The 11,574-nt window shown below is 61.5% G+C and carries 12 protein-coding genes and 2 pseudogenes; 11 read left to right on the top strand and 3 right to left on the bottom strand.

Going from position 1 to position 11,574, the window contains the following annotated elements:
• Positions 1–191: hypothetical protein (locus tag LJE91_14760; protein ID MCG6869941.1), on the top strand; the 191-nt coding region annotated here is incomplete at its 5' end.
• Positions 192–959: a hypothetical protein gene (locus LJE91_14765; GenBank protein MCG6869942.1), complete on the top strand. Its 768-nt coding sequence runs from the start codon at positions 192–194 to the stop codon at positions 957–959.
• 69 nt (positions 960–1,028) lie between these two features.
• Here the strand turns inward: LJE91_14765 and LJE91_14770 are convergent, their stop codons facing one another.
• Positions 1,029–1,826: a sterol desaturase family protein gene (locus LJE91_14770; GenBank protein MCG6869943.1), complete on the bottom strand. Its 798-nt coding sequence runs from the start codon at positions 1,824–1,826 to the stop codon at positions 1,029–1,031.
• 123 nt (positions 1,827–1,949) lie between these two features.
• On the opposite strand from LJE91_14770, the gene LJE91_14775 reads away from it, so the two are divergent.
• From LJE91_14775 to LJE91_14790, 4 genes and pseudogenes are all read left to right on the top strand, one after another.
• Positions 1,950–2,987, top strand: a complete 1,038-nt coding sequence (locus LJE91_14775) for a helix-turn-helix domain-containing protein (protein MCG6869944.1) — start codon at positions 1,950–1,952, stop codon at positions 2,985–2,987.
• A gap of 16 nt (positions 2,988–3,003) precedes the next feature.
• Positions 3,004–3,350 (top strand): annotated as a pseudogene (locus tag LJE91_14780) (TfoX/Sxy family protein).
• A gap of 479 nt (positions 3,351–3,829) precedes the next feature.
• Positions 3,830–4,930 (top strand): pentapeptide repeat-containing protein, encoded by a 1,101-nt coding sequence (locus LJE91_14785; GenBank protein MCG6869945.1) that lies wholly within the window; start codon positions 3,830–3,832, stop codon positions 4,928–4,930.
• A gap of 688 nt (positions 4,931–5,618) precedes the next feature.
• Positions 5,619–5,879, top strand: a complete 261-nt coding sequence (locus tag LJE91_14790; GenBank protein ID MCG6869946.1) for a hypothetical protein — start codon at positions 5,619–5,621, stop codon at positions 5,877–5,879.
• Positions 5,880–5,921: 42 nt separating this feature from the next.
• On the opposite strand, the gene LJE91_14795 is transcribed toward LJE91_14790, so the two are convergent.
• Both LJE91_14795 and LJE91_14800 read right to left on the bottom strand, forming a co-directional pair.
• Positions 5,922–6,575 carry an NADPH-dependent F420 reductase gene (locus LJE91_14795; protein MCG6869947.1) on the bottom strand — a complete coding sequence of 218 codons (654 nt, stop codon included), beginning with the start codon at positions 6,573–6,575 and terminating at the stop codon, positions 5,922–5,924.
• A 116-nt stretch (positions 6,576–6,691) separates the two neighbouring features.
• Positions 6,692–7,114: pseudogene (locus LJE91_14800) on the bottom strand (cation diffusion facilitator family transporter).
• Between the two features lie 286 nt (positions 7,115–7,400).
• Between LJE91_14800 and LJE91_14805 the strand changes: the two are divergent.
• The 5 genes from LJE91_14805 to LJE91_14825 all read left to right on the top strand — a co-directional run.
• Entirely contained in the window at positions 7,401–8,366 is a 966-nt protein-coding gene (locus LJE91_14805) for an HPP family protein (GenBank protein ID MCG6869948.1), read from the top strand.
• Positions 8,363–8,704 carry a hypothetical protein gene (locus LJE91_14810; protein MCG6869949.1) on the top strand — a complete coding sequence of 114 codons (342 nt, stop codon included), beginning with the start codon at positions 8,363–8,365 and terminating at the stop codon, positions 8,702–8,704. Before LJE91_14805 ends, LJE91_14810 begins: the two co-directional genes overlap by 4 nt.
• Entirely contained in the window at positions 8,692–9,531 is an 840-nt protein-coding gene (locus tag LJE91_14815) for an NAD(P)-dependent oxidoreductase (GenBank protein ID MCG6869950.1), read from the top strand. The genes LJE91_14810 and LJE91_14815 overlap by 13 nt, the downstream gene beginning before the upstream one ends.
• A gap of 277 nt (positions 9,532–9,808) precedes the next feature.
• Entirely contained in the window at positions 9,809–10,771 is a 963-nt protein-coding gene (locus LJE91_14820; GenBank protein MCG6869951.1) for a hypothetical protein, read from the top strand.
• A gap of 75 nt (positions 10,772–10,846) precedes the next feature.
• Positions 10,847–11,574, top strand: a 728-nt coding sequence (locus LJE91_14825) for a CsgG/HfaB family protein (GenBank protein ID MCG6869952.1), incomplete at its 3' end; no start/stop codon positions are given.

An 11,574-nucleotide genomic window follows, 5' to 3' on the forward strand; every position in this document is an offset into this window, starting at 1 on the left:
ACGGCTTGGGCAGGAAGCCCAAGACCGGTGCCCAAGCAAAGCAGGGACAGCGCCGCGCCGGGATCGTTCGTCATCAAGACGCGACAACAGGCGCATCGTCGAACTATGTCACTGTTGTCGCAACACAGAGGACGGACGACAAAGACAAGCAGGATGGTATGTCATTTGACAGAAATCGCCTAAGGGCCTAGGTGAGATTCACCCGACACATCGGTATCGACTACTCCGGCGCCCAGACGCCGGCCAGCCGGCTCAAGGCGCTGCAGGTCTATGAGACCCTGGACGATGCCGAGCCTGTCAAGGTGGCACCGCTGGTCGAAGGTGCCAGAAACTGGAGGCGGCTGGAGGTCGCGCAATACTGTCTGGCGGCCATTGAGGCGGGTGATCCGGTGATCATCGGCATCGATCACGGGTTCTCCTTTCCGATGAGCTACATGGAACGCTACGGGATCGGGAACTGGGACCGGTTTCTCGGCGACTTCATGCGCCACTGGCCGACGGCCGATCCGAACATCTCTGTCGAATTCCTGCGTGAGGGGAATGCGCGTACCGGGGAGGCCACCGAGCTACGGCTTTGCGAAAGATGGACCACCGGGGCCAGGAGCGTGTTCCAGTTCGACGTGCAGGGTTCGGTCGCCAAGTCCACGCATGCGGGCCTTCCCTGGCTGCTGTGGCTCCGGATGATGCCCGGCTCGCGAGAGCGGCTTCATTTCTGGCCCTTCGACGGTTTCGACGTGCCCGAGGGCAAATCGGTGGTCGCCGAAGTCTTTCCCTCGCTGCTGAGGCGCCGCTACCCAAGAGGCGATCGGACCGTCGACGAGCACGACGCCTGGTCGGTGGCGGCGTGGCTGACCGAGATCGACCGCCGGGGAACGCTGTCGCGTTACTTCGATCCGCCGCTGACCCCGCAGGAGCGCCGCCAGGCCGCATTGGAGGGCTGGATCCTGGGGGTCTGTTGACAGATCGCTCTCCATGCAACGGAATCCGTGACCAAACGGCTGCGACGGCGCGTCGCTGCGTTCCGCGTATCATGTCATTTGGGTCCGGTTGGCGACGGTCACGGATTCATCCTCATCGGACCTGCGGTTCAGGTCCCTGAACAGGAGCATGTCCACCACACGTGCCGAGGCGCCTGGATAGAAGCCCGTCTCCATCTCGAAGTCGCGCGGATTGCGAAACGTGCCGAACAGCATGTCGAACACGGGGAGGTCGGCGTAGTTGTACCGGTGGAGCCCCTTACCGTGATGGATGGTGTGGCTCTCGGGACGCTGGATCAGGTAGCCCAGCCAGTGCGGCGTGCGGATGTTGGCATGCTGAAACATGCCGAGAAAGGCGATACTCAACAGGAGTATGGTCGCCGCCTGCGGCGTGACACCCACCACCATGACCAGGGTCAGACTGCCGACCGACGTCCAGCCGATCATGTCCAGGGGGCTGAACCAGAATGCCCCGAAGGTGTCCAGACGTTCCGCGCTGTGGTGCATCTGGTGAACCCCGCGCCACAGGAGGTCGGACGCGTGCATCGCACGGTGCCACCAGTAGGCGCCGAGTTCGTACACGAGCAGGCCGGCGATGACGCCGCCGAGGGAGCCCAGACCGGTCAGGTCGAACAATTGGAAACGGGCGAGGTGCTCGTCCCACATCAGGGGCAGGTAGGTCGAGAGGTAGAAGAAGGCCACGAACGCGGTGAGGCCTCTCAGCCTCCAGTGTCCGATCTCCGGTAGCCTGCGCCCGGGCGCGAGCCATTCCACTGCCATCAGGCCGCCGTACATCGCCAGCGCGACCAGGGATACGGGGTCGAGCAGGATCTCAATGGGTGTCGGCATCTCGGTTTCCTCCACGGTTGTTTGGCAAGATGAGGTCGCCGATGGACGACCGTCGGAATCAGGCTACTGCCGGACCGCCCCGGGTGCTAAAGTCGGAAAAGACAAAAAGCGGCCGATTCTGCCATGACTGATTCCGATACCCGTATCCACGTCGCAATCTTCGCGCTCCCTGGGGCGACGGCCTCAACGGTCTACGGCATGTACGACCTGTTCGCCTCCTCCGGGCGGGACTGGGAGTTTCTGGTCGACGGCGAACCGGGACCTTCCCCATTCGAACCCGTTACCGTGTCCACCGACGGGCGTCGTTTTCAGGCGGGAAACGGTGTCTGGATCGAACCGGATTACGCCCTCGACGACAGTCCGGCCCCGGACGTGATCTGTATTCCCGAGCTGCTGGTCGATCCGAACGAGGACCCTAGGGGCCGATTCGAATCCGAGACGGCCTGGCTCCGGCGGCATTACGCCGCCGGGGCAACGCTCGCCACGGCGTGTTCGGGGGCCTTGCTGGTGGCCGAGGCGGGTCTGCTGGATGGCGCGGACGCGACGACACACTGGGGTTATGTCGAGTCCCTGAGATCACGCTACCCCACAATCCGCATGCATCCCAATCGGGCGCTGGTGGTCAGCGGGGAGGCCCAGCGCATCGTCATGGCCGGCGGCGGCACGAGCTGGATGGACGTGGCGCTGTTCCTGATCGCGCGTTTCGCCGGGGTCGAGGCGGCGATGCGTGTGGCCCGGGTGAACCTCATCGACTGGCACGACATCGGTCAGCAACCCTTCGCGGCCCTCACACTGGCGAGGCAGGTGGACGACGCCGTGATCGCCGGTTGTCAGGCCTGGGTGGCTGAACATTACGATCAGGACTCGCCGGTGGCCGCCATGGTCGAGCGCAGCGGGCTCGCCGAGCGGACCTTCAAACGACGTTTCGCCAACGCAACGGGCCTGTCACCCATGGCGTACGTTCATACCCTGAGGCTGGAGGAGGCCAAACAGATGCTGGAGGGGAGTGACCTGCCGGTCGAGGGCGTCGCCAACGAGGTGGGTTACGAGGACACCAGCTTCTTCGGGCGCCTGTTCCGCCGCAAGGTGGGCCTGACGCCCGCACAGTATCGCAGGCGCTTCGGCAGTCTGCGCCAGGCGCTGCAGTCGACGGGTCATTGAGACCGGGGCGGATTCGATGAGTGTCGGCGACGAGTACATCACCTACGTGCTGGACCTGTTCGCCGGACTTGGTAGCCTGCGCGTCAAGCGGATGTTTGGAGGCGCGGGGATCTATTGCGACGAACTGTTCTTCGCCATCCTCGTTGAGGACGAACTCTACCTCAAGGTAGACGACTGCAACCGGAGTGATTATGAGCGGCTGGGACTCGGGCCGTTCACCTATGAAATGAAGCAGGCCGCAGCGCCACCATGAACTACTATCCGGTTCCCGCCGACATTCTGGAAGATCCACAACGGCTTCACACGTGGGCGAGAAAGGCGATGGACGCCGCCTTACGAACGAAGACGGCACAACGTTCGTGACGATCGGGCCCCGAAACCCCTGGATTTCGCTATCGTTGCATCCAGGCTAGACTGTCGTTGAAATAAAGTGACCTCAAGTAGCCCGGATGCAGCGAAGCGGAATCCGGGGTAACGCCAAGAACTATGGTTCAATATCGACGTAATCGCATTGCCGGAGGGACCTGCTTCTTCACCGTCACCTCGCAAAACACTCGTCGAACGCACCGATGTGCTGCGAACGGTTTTCCGGCAAGCGCTTGCGAGGAGACCATTTACGATCGATGCCATCGTGGTATTGCCGGACCATCTTCATTCCGTGCGAACACTGCCGCAAGGGGACGATGACCATGTTGGTCGCTGGCGTTTCATAGATACCCGTCGCACGCATGCATTGGCCAAGACAGATGAGGGCCTGACACGAAGTTTGGAGGCGAATGCAGCCTGGATTTCGCTCTCGCTGCATCCAGGCTACGGAATGTGGATACGTTTAGGAGACTGAGGTGATACATCTGACCCGTACGATGTCGATTGCGTTGCTTATCTCATCGGGAATCGCCGCCACTCAGGCGGTTGCCTACGACACGGAAAGCGTCGCCCGGTTGAAGGCGACCGGGGAGTGCCCTGGTTGCGACCTGCGGGAAGCGGATCTTTCCGGGCTCAATCTGAGCGATGCCGGTTTGTCTCGTGCCGACCTGCGCGGTGCCAGGCTGAACGCCGCGGTGCTCTATCGTGCCAATCTCGAGAACGCCGATCTGCGTGATGTCGGGCTCGGCGGCGCCAGCCTGGGAAAGGCGAACCTGACGGGTGCGAACCTGGAGGGTGTCCGGTGGAATGACGCGAGGTTACGCGGTGCGAACCTTTCCGGTGCGAACCTGAAGGCGGCCAGCCTGACCAAAGCCAACCTGGAGGGCGCGGATCTAAGCGGAGCGAAGGCGAATGAGGCGAACCTGTCGGAGGCAAAGCTCCGTAACGCCAATCTGGAAGGTGCGTACCTGCAAGGCGTCGTTCTCGATGGCGCTGAGTTGAAGAACCAGAAATTGGCGAAGGTTGCCAGGATGGACCGCGCGTCGATGCGCGGCGCGGACCTGCGAAACGTCGTGTTCTCCGGCGTCGACCTGAGCGGGGCGGACGTTTCCGAGGCCGACCTGACGGGGGCGGACCTGTCCGTAGCAAATCTCGATGGTGCGAATTTTGCTGCGGCCAATCTGACCAAGGCGAATCTTCGGGGCGCGAATCTGACGGATGCGGATTTCTCGGGGGCCAGACTCAAGAGCGTCAATCTGAAGGGGTCGATACTCACCGGCACGAAGTTGAGGGGGGCCATCCTCGGCGGCAATCTCGTCGAGATGGATTTTTCCGGCAAGGATCTGCGGGAGACCTCCTTCGAGGGCGCGAACCTGAAATCCGCAAGTTTTCAAAACGCCGACCTGCGCGGCGCCAACTTCATCCGCGCCAATCTCTACGGCGCCGATTTCACCAACGCCGATCTGTCCAGGGCGAATCTGTCAAAAGCCAACCTTACCGCGGCGAACCTCGAGGGCGCCCTGATGGAGGGTGCTATCCTGGAGGGAGCGCGCGGCATCGATCCTGAACAGAATTGATTCAGGTCGTCCATAGCAATTCGATTCACACCAATTCGGAAACCGTTCGCATCGCCGATGCGAACGCGAAAATTTCCTGACCTTTGACGTCACCAAGACGGGGTAGGGAAACGTACCTATAGAGCGACCTAAGAGTCTCATATACCTTCATTTTGCGAGTATCTGGTTTGCTTGGCGTGCCCTTACCTTTCCAAGTGGCGTAGGTGCACCTCGATTCGCCTGTAAAGTGAGGGAATCACAGGAGAGACTATGGAGATCTGATCAACTGCAGAATCGAAGTCGTCGGGGAGACCGACGTCTTCCATTTCATGGGCACCTCAGGCGGGCGCATCCTGGTTCAGGCGGCTCGTCAAATGGATGAGAAAGGTACCCCTTGTGTCCGGCTGCTCAGGCCGGATGGCACGCAATTGCACTCGAGCTGTGCGCACTTTGGGGTCCAACATTATGTCTAGCTGGATCGGTCCGGCAAACACGCGATTATCGTTTCCGAATCTCTCAACGACGGGACGCTAGGGTATGTTCTAGTTCTGGACCGTGTGGCGCCGACATCGCCCACAAGCACGGCCGTGAACCCAGGGGAAGTCGTGAGCGACATGATCGCGCCCAACGGAGATATCGACCTCTTTTCCTTTCGATAGGAATCGCCAACGTCGGGGACCTGAATTCCGACTCAATACCGGAACTGGGTGTGCTTGCCGTAAACCGCGACACCCGCAGCGTGGTGGTGAGAATCGTGGATCCGGTCTCGACGGAGATCCTGAGTACCCGCGAAGTCTTCGATGCTGAATGGACACCGATAGGACTGACGATGGTTCTCGATCCGAATGGTGATTCGACTGCGGAAGTGGGTGTATTGGCCATAGATCAGGACAACATCGCGGTATTGCGGATTCTGGATCCGATCTCCGGAGAGATTCTCAAAGACGTATCGTTCGAAGAGCAAGAATGACCGGCGGTGGGGTACTTCGGAATCTGTTCAGAGGAGAACCGGTCACTTGCGCAGCAGCTTGAAGGCGTGGTTCAGGTTGAAGCCGTTGCGGAAGAAATGAACGATCCACACCATCGCCAGTGGTTCCAGGTAACGGGACATGCGGATGTCGCCGAGGTCGATGACCGGCGGCCAGCCGAGCGATTCGATGAGGCCACCGGCCGTGGTCTTTGCCTCATCGTCATTGCCGCAGATGAACATGTCGGGTTTGCCGTCCGGGAAGTCCGGGTCGACCATGTGTACGGCGTTCACGATGTTGAAGGCCTTGACCACCCGGGTGTCGGGCAGCCAGTCCTGTATCCGTTCGCCTGCGGAATCGTTACCGGCCACGTCGAGTACCGGCGGCTCACCTTCGGTCTCGAATCGCAGCGGGTTGCTGGTGTCGATCAGGACCTTGCCGGCGAAGTTCGCGGCGCCTGCAAGGTCGAGCACGTCCCGGACATGGGCCCAGTTCACCGACAGCACCAGGCACTCGCCGAAGGAAGCCGCTTCGGCAAAGCTGCCGGCCCGGATATTCCTGTCAGTCTCCCGAAGCCAGTCCTGAATCCGGCCCGCGGATGGATCGCGACTGCCGATCGTGACCTCGTGCCCACGAGCGGCTAGTCCGGCGGCGAGTGAACGCCCCACGTCACCGGTACCCAGTATGCCTATCTTCATGATGTCTCATCCTCCGTCATTCGACAGAAATCGCCTTACGTCCCCGAATTCGGATCTGGTGCTTCCGCCTCCGCAACGGCGCGCTGCGTGGCCGGTGATTCCGCCTCGATGAAGACGCCCTTGACCCTGGTGAACTCCTTGAGGGCAAACAGCCAGGCCGCCCCCTCGAAGAGCATGGCCAGCCCGAGGACGATGTAGTTTACGGTGACGTTCTCGATGGTTGTCGGGTGCAGGACGTGCTTGATACCCTCGTAGATGGACACCCCGGCACCCACGGCGAAGATCGGGATCGCCACCACGAAGCTCCAGAAGTAGATCTCTTTGCCGTGCCCGAAGGGAAACGCCTCGCTCGCCGGTTTCCTGGCCTGCTTCAGCCCGTAGAGCAGCAGCACCTGGTTTCCCGTGTCGACCATCGAGTGGATGCCCTCGGAAAGCATCGCGGAGCTGCCTGTGTACGCGGACGCGGCAAACTTGGTGATCGCGATCAGGCTGTTGCCGATCATCGCGGCGTAGATGACCTTCTTCGATGAACTTGCCATGCGGTTTAGGCGATTGCCGGAAGATGTCATACCAGATCGCGCCGGGTGAGCTGCGAAGCAGTGAACGGCTTGGGCAGGAAGCCCAAGACCGGTGCCCAAGCAAAGCAGGGACAGCGCCGCGCCGGGATCGTTCGTCATCAAGACGCGACATCAGGCGCATCGTCGAACTATGTCACTATTGTCGCAACACAGAGGACGGACGACAAAGACAAGCAGGATGGTATGTTATTTGATAGAAATCGCCTTACCAACCCCTGTGTGAGTCGATAGCTGGAGTTACCGTGTCATGAGGAACGTATTCAAGGTGCCGATTGGAGCATTGCTCGGGATCGAGGGGCCGCCGGTCAGTCACGTCGAACGACTGGTTTCCACCTCCGGCGGCTTCATCGGTATCCTGCTGGTGCTCCTGGTCAGCAGCCGGTTCCTGGGGCCGAAAGAGTCCATGCTGATCATCGCCTCGATGGGCGCATCGGCCGTCCTGCTGTTCGCCGTGCCGCATGGCCCGCTGTCGCAGCCCTGGCCTGTCGCCGGGGGACATCTGGTCTCGGCCCTGATCGGCGTGAGCTGTGCGAAACTCGTGCCCTATCCCTTCGTTGCCGCCGCCATGGCCGTGGGTCTGGCCATCGGCGCCATGCACTACCTGCGCTGCATCCATCCGCCGGGCGGGGCGACAGCGCTGATGGCCGTGGTGGGCGGCCCCGGGATTCACGCTTTGGGCTACGGTTTCGTGCTGACACCCGTGCTTCTGAACGTCCTCGTCATCCTCACCGTGGCAGTGGCGTTCAACTATCCCTGGTACTGGCGTCGGTATCCGGCCGCATTGAAACCGCCGCGCGAGCATGCAGCGGAGGAAGAGATCTCCGCGGAGACGGTGGAAAGCATCTCGCACGGCGATCTGGTCTACGCCCTGAGTCAGATCGACTCGTTTATCGATGTCAACGAACACGACCTTCTGCGCGTCTACGATCTGGCCACGCGGCGCCTGCAGACACGACACCTGCAACCCGGGTCGATCGGACTGGGTCGCTGCTACAGCAACGGTAAATACGGCGACGACTGGCAGGTGCGTTGTGTGGTGGACGCGTCGCCACACGACGATCCTGAAAAAGACTCCGTCATTTTCAAGGTCGTCGCGGGTTCCGGCCGACGGTCCTCTGGTGTCTCCACCCTGACGGAATTCGCGCGCTGGGCCAGGCACGAAGTCGTACGCAACGAGAACTCGTGGCAGCGCGTCGGGGAGGGTGGTAAATGAATCCCGGCCCCGATCCGGTCATGCAGTTTGGATCCGGGGGCCCTCACGATCGGACCATCTCGTTCCGGGAGAAACGAGGAAGCGACCATGCCAACGCGAATTCTCGTGAATTGAAGACGATCCCGATATCAAGATATCTGGTGGGACTGCATCTGCGCGACCAGGCATTCGGGGTGGATCTGCTGCGGGACGGTGCCACGGGGCTCGAGACCGCGCTGCGCGGCGAGCACTATGTCACTGTTGTCGCAACACAGAGGACGGACGACAAAGACAAGCAGGATGGTATGCTATTTGACAGAAATCGCCTCAGCTTGCGGATGAATCGTTGGATACCCTGAAAGACAAGACCATCTTCGTGACCGGCGCCAGCCGCGGCATCGGCCGGGCGATCGCGATGCGTGTCGCGCGGGACGGCGCGAACGTCGTGATCGCGGCGAAGACCGAAAAGCCCCATCCGAAACTCCCCGGGACCATTCACAGCGTGGCCGAGGACATCGCGTCGGAGGGCGGAAAGGCTCTCGCCGTAAGAGTCGACGTGCGGGACGAAGACCAGGTCATCGACGCGATGGCGAGGGCCGTGGAGCGGTTCGGCGGAATCGATGCGCTGGTCAACAACGCGAGCGCGATCATCCTGACACCCGTGCTCGAGACATCGATGAAGCGCTACGACCTGATGATGGACATCAACGTGCGCGGCAGTTTCCTCTGCTCCCAAGCCTGTCTTCCTTACCTGCTCAAGTCGGACAACCCGCACATCCTCATGCTGTCGCCGCCGATCGACCTGGATCCGCGCTGGTTCCGCGAACGTATCGCCTACACGGTATCGAAGTACGGGATGAGTCAGTTGGTCATCGGGCTCGCCGAGGAATTTCGCGAGGCCGGGGTCGCCGTCAACGCCCTGTGGCCGCGCACCGTCATCGGCACCTCGGCGCTGCTGATGCTGAGGGGCAGGGTGAGACCCGAGAACTGCCGCAGCCCCGACATCGTTGCGGACGCGGCACACGCCATCCTGCGGCGCGACAGCAGCACCTGCACCGGCAACCATTTCATCGACGAGGACGTGCTGGCCGAGGAAGGCATCACGGACCTGGAACCTTACGCCCTGGCGCCGGGGAAACCACTGCAGCTCGATCTGTTTGCGGGATCCCCGGATCAGGTGCGTTAGGCGATTGCCGGAAAATCGCCTTGGCATCCGCTACCCGGCAGTAAACGTGTCAGGTTATGGCACGGAACCGGTCGTATTCGCATGCGGGAGAATTCGGGTGTCTGACGATTCCTTATTTGCATCGGGTTTCTGTCAATCCAAAGTGAAAAGGATCGTTGGCCACCCATTCCGCCGGGCGATGATGCTGCTGCTGGCGACAGTCGGAATACACGCGGGTTGCACGACTGTGCCGGATAGTCCTGGCGATCCGAATAGCAACGCCCGGCCGAACGCCTCGGTGAACCCGCTGCAAGGATTGCCGGCATGTACGTCGGAGACTCGCTGGCTCAAGGGTCTGCCGCGAGACCCACGGACGTACTACGGTGTGGGATCGGCTGCGATCGGTTACGAGCCGCTGTCCCATGCCATCAAGCGCGCCAATGACAGCGCCCGATCCGAGATCCTGAAGCAGATCGACGTCGTCGTCTCGTCCGAAACGGAAATCAGCAGCCGGCGTGATCGAAACGACTACGGTTCCCGGTTCTCGAGTTCGATCCGCGAGGCCATCTCGGCAGAGGCCCCGGAGATGGAACTGGCTGGAATGGCAATACAGGAACAGTGTGTGGACTGGGCGCGGCAGACGGTGTACGCCCTTGCGACCCTGGACAGGAAGCGGGCGGTCGAAAACCTGCGGAACGAGCGATCGAGGCTGGATGCCGAGATGGCGGATCTGGCATCCGTCCCGGCGGACATCCCTCGAACCGAACAGCTCCGTCGTCTGTTGCCGGCGCTTTCGCTGATTGAAAGGCACGACGTGCTCACCGAGAGCCTGAACCGGATAGCGGATTCCCCGCCACCACGGTCACCGACAAAAGATTCGCTGGAGGCGAGGATCGACACGCTTCTCGAGGAATTGACCGTTACCTTGAACCCGCAAGGTTCAGAGGCTTCGGAAATCAGTCGGTACCTCTCGGTGGACCTGGCGGACATGGGGATTCGCGTCATACCGCAAAGCCCGGCGGATCTCGTGCTGGAATATACGCTCGATACCCGGGATACCAGCCAGGGCGGCATGTACTTTGCGTTTGCGGACGCCCGGGTGAGTGTCAGGGACGTCAACGGGCGTCTGGTCAATGCCGTCGAATCGCGGATCAAGGAGGGATCGCCGATCAGCGCGGAGCATGCACGAAAAAAAGCCGTCGAGGAGGTCGGAAAGGAACTCGGGTCGGTGCTCAGCAGTACATTGCTGACGAAGCTCTGAGTCGAACCCGCTTCTCGATGGCGGAACGGGGTCAACGGGGTGAGGTTATCTGATCGATCGATGGGAGAAGCATGCATGAGATATCCCGTTACGACGACAGGGCGGCGGCAGATGGCTTCGAGCGCGACTCCCGGCCTGTTGTTGTTCGCCGTGCTCGTGCTCGGCGGTTGCGCCTCGGTGGCGAAGGTGGAGGCGACGATGCCGGCGAAGGTCCCCGAAGCCGCCAGCTACCGGCGCGTCGCCGTGTATCCCTTCGAGGGGCGCAGTGGCGAGATCTATCGAAGCGAGATCGAGGCGCTGCTGTCCGGGATCACGGTGAAGCAACGGCGCTACTTCACGGTGGTGGAACGGTCCCGACTGGACAGCGTCCTGAACGAACAGCGACGCGCGGGGTCGGCGCTGTTCGACGAGCAGAGTGTCGCCGAGATTGGAAAACTCACCGGTACCGAGGCGATCTACATGGGGAGCGTCACCGGTGAGAATATCGATGACCAGCGCTACACCAAATCCGTGCGGCGCTGCAGCGCCTACGACAACAACGGCAAATGCATCACCTGGCGGACGGACTCCATCCCGTGCACGAATCGTACGGCTACGATCTCCTTCACGGTCAAGCTGGTCGAGGTGACGCAGGGAACCATACCCTACGCAAAGACGCTTACGGGTCGATCCACCTCCAGCGCGTGTCGTGGAGACGGGCGCAAGCTCGACAGCCGTGCCAATCTCTTCCGGATCGCAAGGCAGCTGGCCTACATCGACCTCCGCAGGGACGTCGCGCCCTATCCCGTCACGATGAAGATCAC

Source organism: Gammaproteobacteria bacterium (genome assembly GCA_022340215.1).
Taxonomy (GTDB): Bacteria; Pseudomonadota; Gammaproteobacteria; order JAJDOJ01; family JAJDOJ01; genus JAJDOJ01.